General features: G+C 32.5%; 22 protein-coding genes and 2 pseudogenes. 14 read left to right on the plus strand and 10 right to left on the minus strand.

Features of this window, described 5'->3' with window-relative positions:
- Nucleotides 1–3 precede the first annotated feature (3 nt).
- From GCU34_RS14225 to GCU34_RS06225, 3 genes are all read left to right on the plus strand, one after another.
- Entirely contained in the window at nucleotides 4–624 is a 621-nt protein-coding gene (locus GCU34_RS14225) for a DUF349 domain-containing protein (RefSeq protein ID WP_317162533.1), read from the plus strand.
- Nucleotides 625–694: 70 nt separating this feature from the next.
- Complete coding sequence (locus GCU34_RS06220) at nucleotides 695–1,417, plus strand: hypothetical protein (protein WP_152378386.1); 723 nt, start codon at nucleotides 695–697, stop codon at nucleotides 1,415–1,417.
- A complete protein-coding gene (locus tag GCU34_RS06225; protein ID WP_152378387.1) occupies nucleotides 1,414–1,632 on the plus strand; it encodes a hypothetical protein in 219 nt (72 codons plus the stop codon). The genes GCU34_RS06220 and GCU34_RS06225 overlap by 4 nt, the downstream gene beginning before the upstream one ends.
- An 8-nt stretch (nucleotides 1,633–1,640) precedes the next feature.
- On the opposite strand, the gene GCU34_RS06230 is transcribed toward GCU34_RS06225, so the two are convergent.
- From GCU34_RS06230 to def, 4 genes are all read right to left on the minus strand, one after another.
- Complete coding sequence (locus tag GCU34_RS06230) at nucleotides 1,641–1,928, minus strand: antibiotic biosynthesis monooxygenase family protein (protein WP_072784791.1); 288 nt, start codon at nucleotides 1,926–1,928, stop codon at nucleotides 1,641–1,643.
- A 397-nt stretch (nucleotides 1,929–2,325) separates the two neighbouring features.
- Nucleotides 2,326–3,105 (minus strand): nucleoside triphosphate pyrophosphohydrolase, encoded by a 780-nt coding sequence (mazG, locus tag GCU34_RS06235; RefSeq protein WP_072784793.1) that lies wholly within the window; start codon nucleotides 3,103–3,105, stop codon nucleotides 2,326–2,328.
- A 149-nt stretch (nucleotides 3,106–3,254) separates the two neighbouring features.
- Nucleotides 3,255–3,680, minus strand: coding sequence for a DUF5606 family protein (locus GCU34_RS06240; protein WP_072784795.1), 426 nt, complete (start codon nucleotides 3,678–3,680; stop codon nucleotides 3,255–3,257).
- 125 nt (nucleotides 3,681–3,805) lie between these two features.
- Nucleotides 3,806–4,393: a peptide deformylase gene (def, locus tag GCU34_RS06245; protein ID WP_072784797.1), complete on the minus strand. Its 588-nt coding sequence runs from the start codon at nucleotides 4,391–4,393 to the stop codon at nucleotides 3,806–3,808.
- A gap of 202 nt (nucleotides 4,394–4,595) precedes the next feature.
- On the opposite strand from def, the pseudogene GCU34_RS06250 reads away from it, so the two are divergent.
- The 8 genes and pseudogenes from GCU34_RS06250 to argH all read left to right on the plus strand — a co-directional run bounded on the left by GCU34_RS06250 (nucleotide 4,596) and on the right by argH (nucleotide 12,767).
- Nucleotides 4,596–5,296, plus strand: a pseudogene (locus tag GCU34_RS06250) (GNAT family N-acetyltransferase).
- 1 nt (nucleotide 5,297) lies between these two features.
- Nucleotides 5,298–6,500: an argininosuccinate synthase gene (locus tag GCU34_RS06255; protein WP_072784801.1), complete on the plus strand. Its 1,203-nt coding sequence runs from the start codon at nucleotides 5,298–5,300 to the stop codon at nucleotides 6,498–6,500.
- Between the two features lie 9 nt (nucleotides 6,501–6,509).
- Nucleotides 6,510–7,469, plus strand: coding sequence for an N-acetyl-gamma-glutamyl-phosphate reductase (gene argC, locus GCU34_RS06260; RefSeq protein ID WP_072784803.1), 960 nt, complete (start codon nucleotides 6,510–6,512; stop codon nucleotides 7,467–7,469).
- 12 nt (nucleotides 7,470–7,481) lie between these two features.
- Nucleotides 7,482–8,618 (plus strand): aspartate aminotransferase family protein, encoded by a 1,137-nt coding sequence (locus GCU34_RS06265; protein ID WP_072784805.1) that lies wholly within the window; start codon nucleotides 7,482–7,484, stop codon nucleotides 8,616–8,618.
- 28 nt (nucleotides 8,619–8,646) lie between these two features.
- Complete coding sequence (locus GCU34_RS06270; protein WP_072784807.1) at nucleotides 8,647–9,597, plus strand: N-acetylornithine carbamoyltransferase; 951 nt, start codon at nucleotides 8,647–8,649, stop codon at nucleotides 9,595–9,597.
- Nucleotides 9,594–10,403, plus strand: a complete 810-nt coding sequence (gene argB, locus GCU34_RS06275; RefSeq protein ID WP_072784809.1) for an acetylglutamate kinase — start codon at nucleotides 9,594–9,596, stop codon at nucleotides 10,401–10,403. The genes GCU34_RS06270 and argB overlap by 4 nt, the downstream gene beginning before the upstream one ends.
- Nucleotides 10,369–11,454 (plus strand): M20 family metallo-hydrolase, encoded by a 1,086-nt coding sequence (locus tag GCU34_RS06280; protein WP_072784820.1) that lies wholly within the window; start codon nucleotides 10,369–10,371, stop codon nucleotides 11,452–11,454. Before argB ends, GCU34_RS06280 begins: the two co-directional genes overlap by 35 nt.
- A 2-nt stretch (nucleotides 11,455–11,456) precedes the next feature.
- The gene (argH, locus tag GCU34_RS06285; RefSeq protein WP_072784822.1) at nucleotides 11,457–12,767 is read left to right on the plus strand and encodes an argininosuccinate lyase; all 1,311 of its coding nucleotides are present in this window, start codon (nucleotides 11,457–11,459) and stop codon (nucleotides 12,765–12,767) included.
- A gap of 48 nt (nucleotides 12,768–12,815) precedes the next feature.
- On the opposite strand, the gene GCU34_RS06290 is transcribed toward argH, so the two are convergent.
- From GCU34_RS06290 to GCU34_RS06300, 3 genes and pseudogenes are all read right to left on the minus strand, one after another.
- Nucleotides 12,816–13,286, minus strand: a complete 471-nt coding sequence (locus tag GCU34_RS06290) for an Lrp/AsnC family transcriptional regulator (RefSeq protein WP_072784824.1) — start codon at nucleotides 13,284–13,286, stop codon at nucleotides 12,816–12,818.
- Between the two features lie 19 nt (nucleotides 13,287–13,305).
- Nucleotides 13,306–13,719: a Holliday junction resolvase RuvX gene (gene ruvX, locus GCU34_RS06295; RefSeq protein WP_072784826.1), complete on the minus strand. Its 414-nt coding sequence runs from the start codon at nucleotides 13,717–13,719 to the stop codon at nucleotides 13,306–13,308.
- Nucleotides 13,720–13,772: 53 nt separating this feature from the next.
- A pseudogene (locus GCU34_RS06300) lies at nucleotides 13,773–15,253 on the minus strand (malate:quinone oxidoreductase).
- A gap of 219 nt (nucleotides 15,254–15,472) precedes the next feature.
- On the opposite strand from GCU34_RS06300, the gene GCU34_RS06305 reads away from it, so the two are divergent.
- The 3 genes from GCU34_RS06305 to GCU34_RS06315 are packed head-to-tail and all read left to right on the plus strand — an operon-like array spanning nucleotide 15,473 to nucleotide 17,347.
- Nucleotides 15,473–16,288, plus strand: coding sequence for a 2,3,4,5-tetrahydropyridine-2,6-dicarboxylate N-succinyltransferase (locus GCU34_RS06305; RefSeq protein ID WP_072784830.1), 816 nt, complete (start codon nucleotides 15,473–15,475; stop codon nucleotides 16,286–16,288).
- Nucleotides 16,289–16,292: 4 nt separating this feature from the next.
- Nucleotides 16,293–16,736, plus strand: a complete 444-nt coding sequence (locus tag GCU34_RS06310; RefSeq protein WP_152378388.1) for a glycosyltransferase family 9 protein — start codon at nucleotides 16,293–16,295, stop codon at nucleotides 16,734–16,736.
- A complete protein-coding gene (locus GCU34_RS06315; protein ID WP_193702261.1) occupies nucleotides 16,727–17,347 on the plus strand; it encodes a glycosyltransferase family 9 protein in 621 nt (206 codons plus the stop codon). Before GCU34_RS06310 ends, GCU34_RS06315 begins: the two co-directional genes overlap by 10 nt.
- Here GCU34_RS06315 and GCU34_RS06320 read toward each other — a convergent pair.
- From GCU34_RS06320 to GCU34_RS06330, 3 genes are read right to left on the minus strand one after another with little or no spacing between them, the layout of a single operon-like run.
- Nucleotides 17,337–18,281, minus strand: a complete 945-nt coding sequence (locus GCU34_RS06320) for an NAD-dependent epimerase/dehydratase family protein (RefSeq protein ID WP_072784844.1) — start codon at nucleotides 18,279–18,281, stop codon at nucleotides 17,337–17,339. The genes GCU34_RS06315 and GCU34_RS06320 overlap by 11 nt on opposite strands.
- The gene (locus GCU34_RS06325) at nucleotides 18,282–19,109 is read right to left on the minus strand and encodes a glycosyltransferase family 2 protein (RefSeq protein WP_072784845.1); all 828 of its coding nucleotides are present in this window, start codon (nucleotides 19,107–19,109) and stop codon (nucleotides 18,282–18,284) included.
- A complete protein-coding gene (locus GCU34_RS06330) occupies nucleotides 19,102–19,923 on the minus strand; it encodes a glycosyltransferase family 2 protein (RefSeq protein WP_072784847.1) in 822 nt (273 codons plus the stop codon). The genes GCU34_RS06325 and GCU34_RS06330 overlap by 8 nt, the downstream gene beginning before the upstream one ends.
- Between the last annotated feature and the right edge of the window lie 9 nt (nucleotides 19,924–19,932).

Consider the following 19,932-nt stretch of genomic DNA (forward strand, 5'->3'; position numbering starts at 1 on the left):
ATAATGAAGCAAATTCAGGATGAGTGGAAACAAATTGGCCATGTTCCTAGAAAATATTCCGATAAAGTTTGGGCAGATTTTAAAAACGCTTGTAATCATTATTTTGATCGTTTACACAAAGTAAGAAATCAAGAAAACAAAGTTGAAGTTGAAGCTTTTGATAAGAAAAAAGCGTACTTAGAAGATTTAAAATCTTTTGAGTTAACAGGAGAACACAAAACTGATTTAGATGCTATAAAAGCACATATTGAAGCTTGGAAAGCAATTGGAAAAGTTCCTTTTAACCGTCGCCATATTGAAGGCAAATTCAATAAAATTTTAGATGCTTTATTCGAAAAATTAAGTTTATCTAAAAAAGATACTGAAATGATGAAGTTTGATGCCAAATTAGAACAAATGGTTGAAAACGAAGACGGAAGAGCATTAGAAAAAGAACAATTCTTTATTCGTAAGAAAATTGATGAAGTACAAAATGAGATTTTCCAGTTAGAAAACAACATTCAGTTTATTACAAATGCTAAAAAAGACAATCCTTTCTTAAAAGAAGTTCAAAAGAACATTGATCGCCACAAAGACGAATTGAAATTGTGGAAGGAAAAACTAAGCAAATTAAGAGAAATTTAATACCAAACCCCAAGTGAAAGCTTGGGGTTTGTTTTATAAAAATTTTAATCTAAATCATTCTTCAATAAATATGAAATCTATAAAACTTGTCATTTTATTATTATCTCTAAGTTTTTCTTGCTACTCACAAAAGAAAGAAACTATTAAAATTCCTGAAGGAATAGTTTACAAATACAGTAATCCAAAGATTGTTGAAAAAGCTAAATTATTAATTCAGGAAAACTTAATTAATAATTCAAAATATGATCTAGCAGATACGAATCTTATTATTGGACCTATTTTGTGGAGAAGATTCAAAGAATATGAAAAAATTAATACAATTGAAGGTGGAAACGTAGAGTTTCATGTTGACAATCTAGTTTTAAAAGGAAAAATTAGCAAAAGTATTGAAGATTCAAAAATCATTTGGGATGTTTTTAGAGATGAAATAAAATCTGATTTTAAAATTAGAAAAGCAACTGAATTTGAATTAACATATTACTGGACTGTAATTTCTTTTGATATTGAAGAACCACTTTTAATTGTTGAAACCAAAGAACACAATTACATTTTAAATTTAGATCCAAAAGGTTTAAAATTATTTTGGCTTGATGAAGTTCCAAATAATAACAAGAATTTTGTTCAATATAGAAATGGTGAAGAAGTTAAAGATATTCCTAAAGGCGAAAAAGAAACTGCTATAGAAAGTATTACACTTTTAAATACCGATGAAGAACTTCGAGAAAATACATCTGTTGAAGATTTAACAGAAATAATAAATGAAACTAAAAAGATTTTGAAGATTTATTTATGAATTCAGATAAATCTGGTAAAATTATGGTTCATTTCGAATTAAAAAAAGATACCAATGAAGTTAATTTTGCAGTAAAAGATGATGTTGATTTAATTCTAATGAAAGAATTTGAGAATAGAGTTTTATCACTAAAATTACCAAAATCTAAAAAGGAATCTATTCAGTTTAAAATTCTATTTAAAATAAATTCATTTAATGAAACTAATGAAAATTAATTAAAAAACTAAAACTCATATTCGCGTTCTACTTTTGCAATGCGTACTTTGTAGTTTTTATACCAGGTAGATTTTCCTTTTTCTTGAGCAAAAAGATGTTCGGTGTTTGCTTTCCAAGTTTTTATAGCTTCTAAACTTTCCCAATAGGAAACCGTAATACCCATTTCATTTCGTGCACTTTCTACACCTATAAAACCAGGTTGCTGTTTTGCTAATTCCATCATTCGTATAGCGGTTTCGGCATAGCCTTCTTCTACTTCGGTTCTTCTTGATGTAAAAATTACGGCGTAGTACATTTAAATTATGAATTAAAAATTACGAATTATGAATTGTTCTCGATACTATTTCTTCGAAATCACTCGAACTGACGACTGCGACAGAAGACTATAGCTTATTGTTCAAAATTAAACATTTAAGTCATATAAGATCATTTTAGAACTATGTAAACTATGTTAAATGAAATGCCTAAAATCAACACAATGCAATACTAATGTGGCTATGTGTTTAGAAAAGAGATATTAAAATCGAGATTCAACGAAGTTAAACAAGTTCAGTATGACAAATTAGGAATTGTTAGTTCTCGATACAATTTCTTCGAAATCACTTGAACTGACGACTGCGACTGCAACTGAACACTACAACTTCTTCGCTTCTTCCCTTTTTGAATTTGAAAATCAAAGATTTTCCAATTACTTATTTTGGTAATCGCTTCGCTTCTTCCCAAAAAACATCCATTTCAGCTAAGGTCATGTCGGCTAAAGATTTTCCTAATTCGGAAGCTTTGCTTTCTAAATACTGAAAACGCTTTATGAATTTTTTATTGGTGTGTTCCAAAGCATCTTCAGGATTCACTTTTAAAAATCGGGCATAATTAATCATCGAAAATAACACATCGCCAAACTCGGCTTCTATTTTATCCTGATTTCCTTCATTAACCTCAACTTGAAGTTCTTGTAATTCTTCTTGAACTTTATCCCAAACTTGATGCGGCTCTTCCCAATCAAAACCTACGCCTTTTACTTTATCTTGAATGCGACTTGCTTTTACTAATGCTGGTAAACTTTTGGGCACTCCTTCTAAAACTGATTTTTTACCTTCTTTTAGTTTTAACTTTTCCCAATTTTGTTTTACTTGCTCTTCATTCTCTACCACTACATCGCCGTAAATATGCGGATGTCTATCTATTAACTTATCACAAATTGAGTTTGCTACATCGGCTATATCAAAATCATTAGTTTCGCTACCTATTTTAGCATAAAACACAATGTGTAGCAACAAATCGCCCAACTCTTTTTTAATTTCCATCAAATCATTATCTAAAATGGCATCGCCTAGTTCATAGGTTTCTTCAATGGTAAGATGACGTAAACTTTCTAAAGTTTGCTTTTTATCCCACGGACATTTTTCACGTAAATCGTCCATGATGTCTAATAATCTATTAAAAGCGTCGAGTTGTTGTTGGCGAGAGTTCATATTGAAAGTTTATGGTTTATGGTTTGTAGTTAGATGCTAAAAATCGAAGATTCAAAGAAGTTAAACAAGTTCAGCATGACAAATACAATTGTAAAAATAAAAAATCCCACGTGGAAAACGCAGGATTTTATATATAATTAGAAAACTTTTTATTCAGCAGTTTCTTCTTTAGATTCTTTTGGAGTTAAAGCTTCAACAGTTACAAAACCTTTTGGCTGTAATAAGTTGTACCAATTTAAAACCTTTTTAATATCTGATGTATATACTCTATCTTCATCAAACTCAGGTAAAATTTCTCTAAAATAATCTCTAATTTTAGCTTCGTCTTCTTTGTGAGATAATGCTAAACCGTCATTTTCTTTTGTAGCAATAGCTTTAAATACTTCACTTAAACGAACTTCTTCTGTATAGGTATATACTGCTATTTCAGATAATAAACTAACATTACTTCTTAAACCAACTGTTATTTTTTTACCATCAATTAAAGATTCAGCAACAAAACCAGTTCTCGTTTGTAATTTTAATTCATATAATCCTGGCTTACCAGAAATAGCTAATATTTTTTGAACACTCATAACATTAATTTTATTAAAGGATGGCAAATATATTATTTAAAGTGAAAAGTGAAAAGTGAAATGTAAAAAAGTTTCTTTAAAATCAGTACTTGCTAATTACTAGTCCCTTTTTACTAATTACCTTTTTAACGTCCTTTTTTATTTGCAAATTTCATTTTATAGTCAGGTCTTGCTTTACCTTCCATAATATTCATTAATTTTTTTCCAACCAATTTCTTTTTCAAAGTAGATAAATGGTCCGTAAACAAAATTCCTTCAATATGATCATATTCATGCTGAATTACACGAGCAATCAATCCATCAAATTCTTCTGTCTTTTTATTAAATTCTTCGTCAAAATATTCAATTGTAATTTTTTCGTGTCTAAAAACATCTTCTCTTACATCTGGAATACTTAAACAACCTTCATTAAATCCCCAAACATCACCTTCTTCTTTTAAAATTTTAGCATTAATAAAAGTCTTTTTAAATCCTTTTAACTCAGCAGCTTCTTCTTTAGAAACATCATCACTATCAGCAAAAGGCTCCGTGTCTATTACAAATAAACGAATTGCTAAACCAACTTGTGGCGCCGCTAAACCAACTCCATGAGCATGATACATGGTTTCAAACATATTAGCAATTGTCTCTTTTAAATTTGGATAATCTTTAGATATTTCGGCTCCCATTTTTCTTAAAACAGGTTCTCCGTATCCATATATTGGTAAAATCATATTCACATTTATTTTTCGAATGCAAAATTACGTAATTAAATTATATGTTTTTATAGATTTTTTAAACACAAAATAAATAAAATATCTTAAATAGTTCTTTAAAAAAAATATTTTATCCAAATTAACATTTAATCAGGTTAATTTATCCTTAATTTTAAATTGATAACAAATTTTGTATCTATATTTGTCGCCTTATTTGGATATGAACTCTATGGTATTTAAAATTGAACAAGCTTCAGAAAAACATTTACAATATGCTGAAACTATTTGTAACGAAATGGAAGCCTCAGCTAAAGTGAGAGGCACTGGCATTGCAAAACGTTCACCCGAATATTTAGAAAAAAAAATGTTGCAGGGAAACGCCATTATTGCTCTTACCGAAAAAGGTGATTGGGCTGGATTTTGTTATATCGAAACGTGGAGCCACGAAAAATTTGTAGCCAATTCTGGTTTAATTGTATCCCCGAATACCGTCAGTTTGGTTTGGCAAAAAAAATCAAACAAGCTGTTTTTAATCTTTCAAGAACCAAATATCCTGATTCTAAAATCTTTGGTTTAACCACAGGCTTAGCAGTTATGAAAATCAATAGCGATTTAGGTTACGAACCTGTCACCTATTCTGAATTAACGCAAGATGAAGATTTCTGGAAAGGCTGTTCTTCTTGTGTCAATTTCGAAATCCTAAAAAGCAAAGACCGCAAAAACTGTATGTGTACCGCTATGCTGTGGGATCCCGCTGAAAAAGAAAAAGAAAAACGATTAAAAATTGAACAGAAATCGTTAGCCAAAGAAAGATTAAGAAATATGAAAAAGAAACAATCCTTATTCAAGATTATTTCGCAAAAATTAAAAGGAAACAAAAAATCATTACGTTATTTTTTAACTATTAAAATCAAAAATTAAAATGAAAAAGAAGGTAGTATTAGCATTTAGTGGAGGATTAGATACTTCATTTTGTGCTATTTATTTAACCAAAACTTTAGGATACGAAGTTCACGCTGTGACTGTAAACACTGGTGGTTTTTCGGATGAAGAAATCCAACAAATCGAAACTCGAGCATTGGCTTTAGGCGTTGACTCCTACCATTGTGTAGATGCTGTAAAAAGCTATTATGAAAGTTGCATTAAATATTTGGTTTTTGGTAATGTTTTAAAAAATAACACCTATCCGTTATCGGTTAGTGCCGAAAGAACTATTCAGGCGACCAGTATTGCCAATTATGCATTACAAATTAATGCCGATGCTGTAGCACACGGAAGTACCGGAGCAGGAAATGATCAAGTGCGTTTTGATGTGATCTTTTCGGTAATTTGTCCGCAAATTGAAATCATTACACCTATTCGTGATTTAAAATTATCGCGTGAAGCCGAAATTGAATTCTTAAAAGAAAATGGTGTGGAAATGAATTTCGAAAAAGCCTTATATTCTATCAATAAAGGACTTTGGGGAACTTCTGTTGGTGGAAAAGAGACACTGACTTCTCACGAATATTTACCGGAAGACGCTTTTCCTTCTCCATTGGAAAAAACAGAAGCAGAAAAAATCAATTTGACTTTCAGACAAGGAGAATTAGTAGGCATTAACGGATTTGAATTCCCTCATCCATCAGAAGCTATTCAACATTTAGAAAAAATAGCCGCTCCGTTTGCTATTGGTCGTGATATTCACGTGGGCGAAACGATAATCGGAATCAAAGGGCGTGTGGGTTTTGAAGCGGCTTCAGCTTTAATTACGTTAAAAGCACATCATTTATTAGAAAAACATACGCTTTCTAAATTTCAATTGAGCATGAAAGCACAATTATCAGAATGGTATGGCAGTTGGTTACACGAAGGTTTATTTCTTGATCCTGCCATGCGCGATATTGAAGCTTTTTTACAAAATTCTCAAAAGATGGTAAGCGGAAAAGTTTTCGTCACTTTATTACCGTACCGATTTATTTTAAATGGAATTGTATCGGAACACGATTTAATGGCTTCTAAATTTGGCAGCTATGGCGAAATGAATAATGCTTGGACTGGAGAGGACGTAAAAGGTTTCTCCAAAATTGTAAGCAACTCACTTTCTATTTATTACCAAGTAAACAAAGAGAAGCAAAACCTTTAGAAATCTAATATGGTTACAGTTGGAATTATAGGCGCAGCCGGCTATACGGGTGGAGAATTGATTCGTTTGTTACAAATTCATCCCAAAGCGAAATTACAATTCGCATTGAGTCGCACGTACAGTGGGAAATTGGTTTCAGATATTGATACGGATTTGGTTGGCGAAACAGATTTAACTTTTACAGATGCTGTTGAAAAAACCGATGTGCTTTTTTTGTGTTTACCGCATAAAGAAAGTAAAACTTGGTTACAAGAAAACCCGTTGGATACCAATACAAAAATTATCGATTTAGGAAATGATTTCCGTTTAGACGGCACTTTTGAATTAGGCGAATTTGTTTACGGTTTACCAGAATTTCAAAAAGAAGCCATCAAAAAAGCACAATATATTGCTAATCCGGGTTGTTTTGCCACTGCAATTCAGTTGGCGTTATTACCATTGGCACAAAAAAATATGTTGAGTGAAGTCTATACCACGGGAATTACAGGTTCAACCGGTGCCGGACAATCGCTATCACCTACTTCGCACTTTAGTTGGAGAGCCAATAATATTTCGGCTTATAAAACCTTAACGCATCAGCATTTGGGCGAAATTAAAAAAACGCTAAATAGCTATAACAACACAATTCAAATTCAGTTTGTGCCTTGGCGTGGCGATTTTACGCGTGGAATTTACACGAGTTCCACAATTAAAGCAACGTTGAGTTTAGACGAATTATATACTTTTTACGAATCGTTTTATGCAGATGCACCGTTTGTTGCCGTTTCTAAAAATAGGATTGATTTAAAACAAGTAGTAAATACAAACAAAGCGCTTGTACATATTGAAAAACAAGATGATTTTGTGGTAATTCACTCGGCTATAGATAATTTATTAAAAGGTGCTTCAGGCCAAGCCATTCAAAACATGAATTTGATGATGGGTTGGGAAGAAAACACCGGATTACAACTTAAAGCAAACGCTTTTTAAATTTTTATACAGATGAAATTATTTGATGTTTATCCGTTATTTGATGTAACACCTGTAAAAGCTTCAGGAAGCTATCTTTGGGACGAAAACGGAACAAAATATTTAGATTTATATGGTGGTCACGCTGTCATTTCAGTAGGTCACTCGCATCCGCATTATGTAAAAAGAATCACCGAACAATTGCAAAACATCGGTTTTTATTCAAATTCGGTTCAAATCCCGATTCAAAACCAATTGGCTGAAAAATTAGGACAATTGAGCGGTTACGAAGCGTACCATTTCTTCATGTGTAATTCGGGGGCAGAAGCCAATGAAAATGCATTAAAACTAGCTTCTTTCCACACCGGAAGAAAAAAAGTAATTTACTTTTCAAAAGCTTTCCACGGAAGAACTTCGGCTGTTGTTGCCGCAACGGATAATCCAAGTATTGTGGCTCCGGTAAACGAATCGGATAATTTCATTTTACTGCCATTCAATGATGAAAACGCTTTAGCAGAAGCTTTTCAACAACATGAAATTGCAGCAGTAATTATCGAAGGTATTCAAGGTGTGGGGGGCGTTCAAATTCCGACTACAGCTTTTATGCAAAAAATAAGAACACTTTGTACCGAATTTGGTGCTGTTTTTATTTGCGACGAAATCCAATCGGGTTACGGAAGAACCGGAAAATTCTTTGCACATCAATTTGCAAATGTCACACCTGATGTCATCACTGTTGCTAAAGGAATGGGCAACGGTTTTCCCGTTGGTGGCGTACTAATCGCCCCTTCAATACAAGCAAAATATGGCATGTTGGGTACAACTTTCGGCGGAAATTATTTGGCTTGTGCTGCTTCTTTGGCAGTTTTGGAAATCATGGAAGATGAAAGCTTAATTAAAAACACTGCTGAAATGGGCAATTATTTGGTTGCCCAATTAAAAGACAACAGTGCTATTCAAGAAATTCGTTATCAAGGTTTAATGATCGGCATCGAATTGAAATCGCCTTGTGCTCCTATTCGTAAAAAACTATTAGAGGAATACAAAATGTTAACCGGAAATGCTTCGAACCCAAATACACTACGCATTCTTCCGGCTTTAACAATCAGTAAAACAGAAATTGATGAGTTTGTCATAGCTTTTGAAGCGCTAACAGCTGTTAACGTATAATTTTAAAAACAATTTATAACCATAAAAAATGAAACAATTTATTTCAGTTAAGGATGTAACCAATTTAAACGAATTGGTAAATGAAGCCTTAGCTTTAAAAGAAAATCCATTCGCATTTGAAACTTTAGGCAAAGGAAAAACTATAGGTTTGGTCTTTTTAAACTCAAGTTTGCGTACGAGGATGAGTTCGCAAAAAGCAGCTCAAAACTTGGGAATGGAGGTTATGGTTTTAAATGCCGGACAAGATGCTTGGAATTGGGAATTTGAAGAAGGAGCTATCATGAACGGCACAACGGTTGAACACATTAAAGATGCGGCTCGTGTTTTAAGCGAATATTGCGATATCATTGGCATTCGTTGTTTTGCCGGATTGAAAAATAAAGAAGAAGACATTCAGGAAAAAACCTTGAGTTTGTTTATGAAATACGCTACTGTTCCGGTGGTTTCGTTAGAATCGGCGACTTTGCATCCGTTGCAAAGTTTAGCCGATTGTATCACGATAGCCGAACATCCGTTAGCAAAACCAAAACCCAAAGTAGTGTTGACTTGGGCACCGCATATTAAATCGATTCCGCATGCTGTTGCCAATTCTTTTAGCGAATGGATGCAGGCAAGCGATGTAGATTTCGTTATCACACATCCCAAAGGGTATGAATTAGATGAAAAATACACTCAAAATGCTGTGGTAACGACTAATCAGGAAGAAGCTTTGAAAGATGCCGATTTCGTTTACGTCAAAAACTGGTCTTCTTTTACCGATTATGGACAAGTATTGCCAACAGAAGAAGAATGGATGTTAACTCCTGAGAAACTAACGGTAACCAATAGTGCAAAAATTATGCATTGCCTTCCGGTGAGACGAAATGTTGAAGTAAGTGATGCTGTTTTAGATAGCGAAAATTCATTGATTTACGAACAAGCCAAAAACCGAATCTATTCGGCACAAGTTGTTTTCAAGAAAATTTTGGAACAATTATGAGTACAGAACCAATTAACATCATAAAAATAGGCGGAAATGTCATTGACAATCCAGATACTTTAGCCCAATTCCTAACTGATTTTGCTCAGGTAAAAGGGCTAAAAATATTGGTACACGGCGGTGGAAAATTGGCTACAAAAATGGCTGAAGGTTTACATATTTCGCAACAAATGATTGATGGAAAACGCATTACCGATGCCGAAACCTTAAAAATCGCAACTATGGTTTATGCTGGTTATATCAACAAAAATATGGTAGCCCAATTGCAAAAATTAGGTTGTAATGCTATGGGGTTATCCGGTGCTGACGGAAATGCAATCCAAACTACTAAACGCACAATTGAGCCAATTGATTTTGGTTTCGTTGGCGATATGACTGAAAAAAGTATTAATACCGAATTAATTGAAATCCTTTTAAAACATACACTTGTCCCCGTTTTCTGTGCAATAACTCACGATGCAAATGGACAGTTATTAAACACCAATGCCGATACTATTGCACAATCATTAGCGGTTTCACTTTCTGAAAAATATGATGTAAATTTGATTTACTCTTTCGAAAAAAAAGGCGTTTTGACCAATATTGAAGACGACAACTCTTTTATTCCTGAAATCAATTATAACTATTTTTTAGAGTTAAAGGAAAAAGGAATCATCAACAAAGGCATGTTGCCAAAATTACAAAATGCTTTTACCGCTATTGAAAATGGTGTTAAAAATGTATTTATAATCAAAGAAGATGCGATGCTTTCGCTCTTAAATAAAAACTCGTATGAAGGTACTCGAATTACAAACGGAACAACATAATATTTTATATCAAAACGCTTTAGATTTATTAAAGAAATTAATTGCTACGCAATCTTTTAGTAAGGAAGAAGAACAAACCGCTTTACTCATTGAAGATTTCTTTAAACAACATCAAATTCCATATCAAAGAGAACAAAATAACATTTGGGCTTTCAACAAATTTTACGATGAAAGTAAGCCTACCATTTTGTTGAATTCGCACCACGATACCGTAAAACCAAACAAAAGTTATACTTTAAATCCGTTTGAGCCTATTGAAAAAGACGGGAAACTATTCGGATTAGGCAGTAATGATGCCGGAGGTGCCTTGGTTTCGCTATTGGCTACTTTTGTGTATTTCTACGACAAAGAAAACCTCAACTATAATTTAGTAATGACCGCTACTGCTGAAGAAGAAATTTCGGGAGTTAATGGTGTCGAATCTATTTATTCCAAATTAGGTGCTATTGAATTTGCAATTGTAGGCGAGCCAACCGAAATGCATTTGGCCATTGCCGAAAAAGGATTATTAGTTTTAGACTGTTTAGCCAAAGGAACGCCTTCGCACGCGGCACATTCGAATAATGACAACGCTTTACTAAATGCTGTAGACGATATTTTGTGGTTCAGATCGTATTCGTTTCCTAAAAAATCGGAATTATTAGGCGAAGTAAAAATGACTGTTACCGTGATTCATGCCGGCGAGCAGCACAATGTAGTTCCCGATAAATGCCAGTTTACCGTTGACGTTCGCACTACAGAAAACTATTCGAATACAGAAGTTTACGAAATCATACAACAACACGTAAAAAGTGAAGTTACACCAAGGTCGTTGCGATTAAATTCGTCTTCGATTCCTTTGGAACATCCGTTTGTTCAGGCCGGAATTGCTTACGGACGAAAAACCTACGGCTCTCCAACTTCATCCGACCAAGCGGTAATTCCTTGTGCTTCTTTAAAAATGGGACCAGGATTATCGACACGTTCGCATAGCGCTGACGAATACATTTTTTTGGACGAAATTAAAGACGGAATATCCATTTACATCAACGTACTTTCTAAAATTTTATAACAATGGGAAATAAAATTTGGCAAAAAAAATCAACTGAAAACTTAGATCATGCTGCCATTATCGAAAAATTCACTGTAGGTAATGATACTGATTTCGATATGTTATTGGCTGAATTTGACGTTTTAGGTTCATTGGCACATACCAAAATGCTCAACAGCATCGGGTTGATTTCGGATGAAGAATGGATTATTCTAGAAAAAGAACTCAACACCATTCTAGGCGAAATTGAATTGGGTAAATTCCAAATAGAAGAAGGAATTGAAGATATTCATTCGCAAATAGAATTTATGCTGACGCAACGCATTGGCGAAATCGGAAAGAAAATCCACAGCGGACGTTCGAGAAACGATCAGGTTTTAACCGATTTAAAATTGTTTTTAAAGCACGAATTAGGCGAAGTTGCCCAACTTACCACCAATTTATTCGAACAATTAATTGCGTTGAGTGACCAATATAAAAAAGTGCTTTTGCCTGGTTATACGCATTTGCAAATTGCTATGCCGTCGTCATTTGGTTTATGGTTTAGTGCTTACGCCGAAGCTTTAACTGACGATATGGAATTTTTAGTAGCTGCATATAATGTGACCAATAAGAATTCGTTGGGTTCTGGTGCGGGTTATGGTTCTTCTTTTCCTTTGAATCGAGAAATGACAACTGAATTACTCAACTTTGCTGATTTGAATTACAATGTGGTTTATGCGCAAATGACACGTGGAAAATCAGAAAAAGCAGTTGCAGTGGCACTATCAAGTATCGCTGCAACACTGAGTAAATTTTCGTATGACGTTTGTTTGTATATGAATCAAAATTTTGGTTTTTTATCCTTTCCTGATTCGTTAACCACCGGAAGCAGCATAATGCCACATAAAAAAAATCCGGATGCATTTGAATTGATTCGCGCAAAATGCAACCGAATTCAAGCCATTCCGAACGAATTAGCGCTTTTGACCAATAATTTACCTTCAGGGTATCACAGAGACTCGCAATTGACCAAAGAATGTTTATTTCCGGGTATTGAAGCCTTAAAAGACTGTTTATCAATTTGTCAATTCATGCTGAACCATATCATCATTAAAGACAATATTTTGGATGACGAAAAATACAAATACTTATTCAGCGTGGAAAACGTAAACCAAGAAGTTTTAAACGGCATGTCGTTTAGAGAAGCCTATAAAAAAATTGGTTTGGAAATTGAAAATAATACTTACAAACCTGAAACCAATTTACATCACACACACGAAGGTAGCATAGGAAATTTGTGTCTTGATGAAATCAAAAACGCATTTTATAAAGTTAGAAATAAGGTTGTATAAATATTCTTAATTTAAAAAACATCTCGACTCCGCTCGATGTAACAAACATTATTTAGGAATTTTAAAAGCTGTTTCTTTTTTTACCTCATTTAGGACGATACTACTGTGATATTGTCCTATGTTTGGTATGTTAGAAACTACATTTACCACGAAATTATTATAACTTCCAATATCTGTTGAAACAATCTTCATAACATAATCGTAAGTACCAGACAAACTGATTAATTCTTGAATTTCAGGAATAGAAACCGCTATTCGCTCAAAATCCATTAAAGCTTCTTTAGACTGTTCTTTTAAGGTAATATAACAATACACCACAATATCTAATCCAACTTGAACACGATCAACAAGAGCAACATATTTTTTTATAATTCCTCTACGTTCTAAACTTTTAATGCGTTCGTAAGTTGGCGTAAAAGAAAGTCCAATTTGTTCGCCAATATCTTTTACAGAAAGTGTAGAATCACTTTGTAATATATCAAGAATTTTTAAATCTTTATCGTCTAGCGTTGCTTTCATATACCACTAAATTACAGAATTATTTTTTAAAATTTAGATAATCTTGCAGAAGAATTGTTGCAGCAATTTCGTCAATTAAACCTTTGTTTTGACGTTGTTTTTTCTTTAATCCACTATCAATCATGGTTTGAAAGGCCATTTTAGAAGTAAAACGTTCATCCATTCGTTCCAAACTTATTATTGGAAATTCTTTTTGGAACTGAACCACAAATTTTTCAATTATTTCAGCACTTTCTGAAGCAGAACCATCCATTTGTTTTGGTTCACCTATAATCGCTTTTTCAACTTTATGTTTTGAAAAATAATCTTTTAAGAAAGGAATCAATTTATCTGTATCAACAGTTGTTAATCCCGATGCTATAATTTGCATATCATCAGTAATAGCAATTCCTGTTCTTTTTTTCCCGTAATCTATTGCTAAAATTTGTCCCATAAAAAGATTAAAGAACAAATTTAAAAATAAAAAAGTGGGAAACCCCACTTTTTTTATGCTTCTAAATGTAAAACTTCGGTTGTCATCTTTTTTACCGACTCAAAAACTGCTTCGTTTTCATTTAATTTTATTCCGTATGAAGGAATTATTACTTTCATCTTCTCTTGCCATTCTGCTGACCTCATTTTCTCACAAAAACATCTTTCTAACAATTCAATCATAATAGAAACTGCAGTTGATGCGCCAGGAGAAGCTCCTAATAATGCCGCAATCGAACAATCAGAAGCACTTACAATTTCAGTTCCGAATTGTAAAACTCCTTTTCCATCTTTATCTTTCTTTATAATTTGAACACGTTTTCCAGCTTCTTCTAAAACCCAATCTTCCGATTTTGCATCGGGATAATATAATTTTAAATCGGCCATTCGTTCTTCTTGAGAATGCATCACTTGTTCGATTAAATATTTCGTTAAAGGAATATTGTGAGCTCCGGCATAAAGCATAGGCCAAATATTATTTGTTTTTATCGATTTTAATAAATCAAAATATGAACCTTTTTTAAGAATTTGGTTGTAAATCCGGCATAAGGTCCAAATAACAATTCTTCTTTACCATTTATTTTACGAGTATCTAAATGCGGAACCGACATTGGCGGAGCACCAACAGCCGCTTTTCCGTATACTTTTGCATGATGTTGTTTTATTACATCTTCATTTACACAACGTAACCATTGACCTGAAACTGGGAAACCACCGAAACCTTTTCCTTCTAAAATTTTTGATTTCTCTAATAAAGGTAATGATCCTCCACCAGCTCCAATGAAAACGAATTTGGTTTTTAACTTTCTCTTTTCACCTGTTACTAAATCTTTCACTTTTAGCAACCATCTACCGTCTTCTTCCTTTTTAAGCTTTTTAACTTCGTGATTAAAATACATTTCAACACCATCTTGTACTTGAAGATATTGAAACATACTTCTTGTTAAATTACCAAAATTAACATCAGTACCTCTGTGCATGTAAGTTGCGGCTACCTTTTCATTTTCGTCTCTGCCCTTCATAACAAGTGGCATCCAAGATGTAATTTCATCTGCTGAAGTTGAAAACTTCATTTCTTTGAAAAGTGTATTTTTAGTTAAACCTTCGTAGCGTTTCTTTAAAAATTTCACATTGTCTTCACCCCAAACAAAGCTTGAATGTGGTATTGTTTTAATAAAATTTTCTGGTGAAGTAATTAAATTTTGTTGTACTAGATAAGCCCAAAATTGTCTTGAAACTTCAAATTGTTCTGCAATATGAATTGCTTTAGACACATCTACAGAACCATCTGGTTTTTGTGGCGTATAATTTAGCTCACAAAACGAAGAGTGTCCTGTTCCAGCATTATTCCAAGCATCAGAACTTTCCGTAGAAGCTGTGTCTTGTTTTTCAAAAATTTCAATTGTTATATCAGGTTGTAACTGTTTAAGTAATGTTCCAAGTGTGGCGCTCATTATACCTGAGCCTACCAAAACAACGTCTGGATTAACGTTCATTTTAAATTGTATTTTAAAAATTGAAAATGCAAAGATATTGCTATTTTAATAAAAATTATTTTTTAGTTTCAAGTTTTTACTGAAAATTTATCAATAAAAATAGATGAAAACGATGTAGTTAATAAATAAAATTCAATAAAGAATTGTTTTTTTAGCTTAAAAATATGTTTTTCTATTTTTTAAGTAGTTTTAGGTTTTATATTTGTAAAAAATTACACAATGGAAAATTTAAAAAATATTATAGAAAAAGCTTGGGATAACAGAGCTTTATTACAGGAAGACGCTACTCAAAATGCTATAAAAGAAGTTATTGAGTTATTAGATAATGGAAAAATTAGAGTTGCGGAACCTACAGCTAACGGTTGGCAAGTTAATGAATGGGTAAAAAAAGCTGTAGTAATGTACTTCCCTATTCAAAAAATGGATACTTGGGAAGCTGGTATTTTTGAATATCATGATAAAATGGAATTAAAGCGTAATTATGCTGAAAAAGGTGTTCGTGTAGTTCCTCCAGCAACAGCTCGCTATGGTGCATATATTTCTTCAGGTGTTATTTTAATGCCAAGTTATGTTAACATTGGTGCTTATGTAGATGCTGGAACTATGGTCGATACATGGGCAACTGTTGGTAGTTGTGCGCAAATAGGTAAAGATGTACATTTAAGTGGTGGTGTTGGAATTGGTGGAGTATTAGAACCATTACAAGCTGCTCCTGTTATTATTGAAGATGGTGCATTTTTAGGTTCAAGAAGTATTGTTGTAGAAGGTGTTAGAGTTGAAAAAGAAGCCGTTTTAGGTGCCAATGTTGTATTGACAGCTTCAACAAAAATTATTGATGTTACCGGAGATCAACCTGTTGAATACAAAGGTGTTGTTCCTGCTCGTTCGGTTGTAATTCCTGGAAGCTACACTAAGAAATTTGCAGCTGGCGAATATCAAGTTCCATGTGCATTAATTATTGGACAAAGAAAACCTTCGACTGATTTAAAAACTTCACTTAACGATGCGTTAAGAGAATATAATGTAGCTGTTTAAAACAATGAAAGTACTTGTCATACAAATCAAAATGATAGGTGACGTACTGGCAAGTACTGTCATTTGTGAAACTATTAAAGAGCAAAATCCTAATTGCGAAATTCATTATTTGATTCAAAAAAATAGTTTTGCAGTTGTTGAAAACAATCCTTGTATTGATAAAGTTATTTTCTTTGAAGAAGAAAAGTACAAAGGCTTCAAAGGTTTTATTCAATTAGGAAAAGAATTTAAGCAAGAAAATTACTCAGCTATAATTGATGCTTATGGAAAATTACAAAGTATTATTCCGAGCTATTTAAGTAATATAAAAACCAGAATTGCTACTAAAAAATGGTATACTGATTTACTATTTACAGAAACTGTAATTCCAGATACTGAATGCGAAGGAACAGCCAATGCTTTCCGACTTTTATTAGTCAAAACTTTTCTAAAAAAGAAGTGGATTTAATTTATCCTAAAATTCATTTAACTCCCCAAGAAATATCTAATGCTAAATCTATAATTGAAAGTCAGCTCGATACGAGTAAACCTATTTTTATGATTAGTGTAGTAGGAAGTGCTCCAAATAAAAGTTTACCGAATGAATACATGGCAAAAGTATTAGATACTATTTCTGAAAGTAATAAAAATGCACAACTTGTATTTAATTACATGCCCAATCAATTTGAGGAAGCAAAAGCAATTTTTGATAGTTGTAATCTAGCAACTCAAAAGCAAATAGTTTTTGACTTCTATTGCAAAGGATTAAGAACATTTATTAGTGTTTTATCACAATGTAACGCTTTGATTGGAAATGAAGGTGGCGCTACTAATATGGCAAAATCTTTAAATATTCCTACGTTTACAATTTATGCACCTTGGATTAATAGAAATTCTTGGAATATAATGGAAACATCTGGTTTACACGATATTGTTCACTTACGTGATTATTATTCAGACCTTTATAAAAACAAACACCCTAAAAACTTTAAGGAAAAGTCTTTAGAGTGGTATGATAAATTGAATCCAGATTTGTTTTGCGAAAAATTAAAACAATTTGTAAAAAGAATTAGTCAATAAACTTTTCTTTATACCATTTTACTTGTTCTTTTAATCCTTCTTCAAAACTTGTTTTAGGACTATAATCCAATAATTTACGTGCTTTATCAATTACTGCAGCTGTACGTTGTTGATCTCCTTTTCTAGGTGGTTTATGGTCAATTAATAATTTTTTATCCATTATTTTTTGTACCAAATCAATTCCTTGCCCAGTTGTATTTACCTCATCTGTTCCAAGGTTGATTATCTCTCCGTCTATTTTGTCTTCTTTACCAATAATTGCACTTAATCCTTCTACAATATCTCCAACATAAGTAAAACTTCTCTCGTGTTTTTCACTTCCTTCAAATAAAGGAAATGGCTTGTTGTTGAATAAATTTTCAACCAACATGGTATATAATTTCTCAGGACGTTCTCTTGGTCCGTAAACCGAATACAAACGTATTGAACACGATTTTAATTTTTGAGTTCTAGATAATGCTAAAACCAATTGCTCAGCAGCTAATTTAGTAGCACCATAAAAAGAAACTGGTTGAGGCGGAACTGTTTCGTCTACTGTAGCTTCTAATCCATAAACAGAAGAAGTTGCAATATTTACAAACATCTTCAAATCAGGATTGTACTTTAATACAAAATCTAAAAGATTTTGTGTAGCATAAATGTTATTGGTAACATATTCTTCTAAAGAAGTCGTTGCCGAAATTCCTGGTTGAGCGGCTAAATGATATATATAATCGTAATTGATTTCAAAAACTTTTGATAAATCATCATTTAAATCTATTTCAAAAATTTCAACTCCCTTAGCATTTAAATCAGTTGCGTTTAAGCGCTTTAATTTAGTATCATAATAATTATTAAAATTATCGATTCCATACACTTTATGACCTTTATTAACTAAAGTTTCGCATAAATGTGACGCAATAAATCCGGCAGCTCCTGTTACTAAAATATTCATTTAATTATCTTTTTTAATTCCAAATGGAGTCCATTTAATTCTTTTCTCTTTTACCTCTTTTCTAATCGCTAAATTAGCTGCAAGAGATTCTGGAGTTTTATATCCTCTAGGGTGATCTAAATGCACTACAATTGCTTTGTGTCTTATTTGTTTTCCTTTTACACCATAATTTTCTAAACGCTCGCCAAATTCTCTATCTGGACCTCCATACTTCATGCGTTCATCGTAACCATTAATTGCAATCATATCTTCTTTAAAACCAGAAGAATTACAATTATTAAAAGATGGTGTAGTAGGTGAAATAATATCTAAAATTTTGCCTAAAAAGACACTTGAACCTAATTTTAATGTATTAGAAAAATCTAACTTATCAATAGCATTCAGCCATTTTACATTGAAACAATTTTGGTTTAAAATATCTTCTTTTGTGATAGCTTTACTAGTTTTCATTGAAAGTTTACAATAACCGCCAGATAAAAATCTACCTTTTTCTGCTTGTTGTGCGTGAATTTCAACAAAATCGGCTCTTGGAATACAATCACCATCCGTCATTAAAATATACTCATGACTAGCCTCAACAATTGCAACATTTAATATTTCTTGACGTCTATAGCCTTCATCTTCGTGCCATAAATGCCTTACAGGTACCGGATAATTGGCTGCATATCGATCAATTAACTCTTTTGTTGTTACACGAGAACCATCATCGGCTATAATTAATTCAAAATCTTTATAGGTTTGAACACTGTAACCAATTAAGACTTTCTCAAGCCATTCTTCTGCATTATAAGTACTTACAACAACTGATATTTTTAAATTATTATTCAATTTTATCTTTTTTTATTCCGTTTTTAATCCAAGTAACGTTATTTTTCTTGTTGAAATTTCGAATTGCTAAATTATTCAAAATTTTAGACTTATCCGCATATTTTCGTTCATGATCTAAATGAAGACAAATTGCAGAATACCTAATTTGCTTCGCTAACACACCAAGATTAAACAATCGCTCTCCTACTTCTCTATCTAAACCACCATATTGCATTTCTTCATTAAAGCCATTTATTGCCAGTAAATCTTCCTTATAACAAGATGTATTGTGACCGTTAAAGGTTTTTTTTGTTGGTGTTACCCAATTCATGAAAGCTGCAACAATTATATTTTTGGTTAATTTAGATAATTTAAAAGATTTTTTAACTCCGTTTTTTACCAACCAATTTATGGAAAAACAATCGCCATTTAAAATATCTTTTTCATTAATTCTTTTTGAAATTTCTAAAGGCAATTTAAAATAACCTCCACTTAAAAAATAACCTTTCTCTTTGTACTGCAAGTGTTTTGCTATAAAATCTTCACGTGGAATACAATCGCCATCAGTAAACAATAAATAATCTGATTTTGCTTCGAGAATCGCTTTGTTTAAAATTCTACACTTCTGAAAACCTTCATCGGGTTGCCATACATGAACAATCGGAAATTTAAATCTTGATTGAAATGAATCTATTAGACTTTTCGTTTTGTTGGTTGAACCGTCATCTGCTATTACAATTTGAAAATCGCTGATGGATTGCTTTAAATATCCAATCAAAACTTTTTCAAGCCATTCTTCAGAATTGTATGTTGTTATTATAACAGATAATTTCATTAATAGATA

This window comes from Flavobacterium haoranii (assembly GCF_009363055.1).
GTDB lineage: Bacteria > Bacteroidota > Bacteroidia > Flavobacteriales > Flavobacteriaceae > Flavobacterium > Flavobacterium haoranii.

Excerpts from the sequence above, each read along its gene's own strand:
- GCU34_RS06290 (WP_072784824.1), bottom strand. The coding sequence starts at position 13,286 with ATGAAAGCAACGCTAGACGATAAAGATTTAAAAATTCTTGATATATTA.
- GCU34_RS06270 (WP_072784807.1), top strand. The coding sequence starts at position 8,647 with ATGAAACAATTTATTTCAGTTAAGGATGTAACCAATTTAAACGAATTG.
- GCU34_RS06255 (WP_072784801.1), top strand. The coding sequence starts at position 5,298 with ATGAAAAAGAAGGTAGTATTAGCATTTAGTGGAGGATTAGATACTTCA.
- GCU34_RS06225 (WP_152378387.1), top strand. The coding sequence starts at position 1,414 with ATGAATTCAGATAAATCTGGTAAAATTATGGTTCATTTCGAATTAAAA.
- mazG (WP_072784793.1), bottom strand. The coding sequence starts at position 3,105 with ATGAACTCTCGCCAACAACAACTCGACGCTTTTAATAGATTATTAGAC.
- argC (WP_072784803.1), top strand. The coding sequence starts at position 6,510 with ATGGTTACAGTTGGAATTATAGGCGCAGCCGGCTATACGGGTGGAGAA.
- GCU34_RS06280 (WP_072784820.1), top strand. The coding sequence starts at position 10,369 with ATGAAGGTACTCGAATTACAAACGGAACAACATAATATTTTATATCAA.
- GCU34_RS06310 (WP_152378388.1), top strand. The coding sequence starts at position 16,293 with ATGAAAGTACTTGTCATACAAATCAAAATGATAGGTGACGTACTGGCA.
- GCU34_RS06330 (WP_072784847.1), bottom strand. The coding sequence starts at position 19,923 with ATGAAATTATCTGTTATAATAACAACATACAATTCTGAAGAATGGCTT.
- GCU34_RS06240 (WP_072784795.1), bottom strand. The coding sequence starts at position 3,680 with ATGAGTGTTCAAAAAATATTAGCTATTTCTGGTAAGCCAGGATTATAT.
- def (WP_072784797.1), bottom strand. The coding sequence starts at position 4,393 with ATGATTTTACCAATATATGGATACGGAGAACCTGTTTTAAGAAAAATG.
- argH (WP_072784822.1), top strand. The coding sequence starts at position 11,457 with ATGGGAAATAAAATTTGGCAAAAAAAATCAACTGAAAACTTAGATCAT.
- GCU34_RS06265 (WP_072784805.1), top strand. The coding sequence starts at position 7,482 with ATGAAATTATTTGATGTTTATCCGTTATTTGATGTAACACCTGTAAAA.
- GCU34_RS06305 (WP_072784830.1), top strand. The coding sequence starts at position 15,473 with ATGGAAAATTTAAAAAATATTATAGAAAAAGCTTGGGATAACAGAGCT.
- GCU34_RS06320 (WP_072784844.1), bottom strand. The coding sequence starts at position 18,281 with ATGAATATTTTAGTAACAGGAGCTGCCGGATTTATTGCGTCACATTTA.
- argB (WP_072784809.1), top strand. The coding sequence starts at position 9,594 with ATGAGTACAGAACCAATTAACATCATAAAAATAGGCGGAAATGTCATT.
- GCU34_RS06230 (WP_072784791.1), bottom strand. The coding sequence starts at position 1,928 with ATGTACTACGCCGTAATTTTTACATCAAGAAGAACCGAAGTAGAAGAA.
- GCU34_RS14225 (WP_317162533.1), top strand. The coding sequence starts at position 4 with ATGAAGCAAATTCAGGATGAGTGGAAACAAATTGGCCATGTTCCTAGA.
- ruvX (WP_072784826.1), bottom strand. The coding sequence starts at position 13,719 with ATGGGACAAATTTTAGCAATAGATTACGGGAAAAAAAGAACAGGAATT.
- GCU34_RS06220 (WP_152378386.1), top strand. The coding sequence starts at position 695 with ATGAAATCTATAAAACTTGTCATTTTATTATTATCTCTAAGTTTTTCT.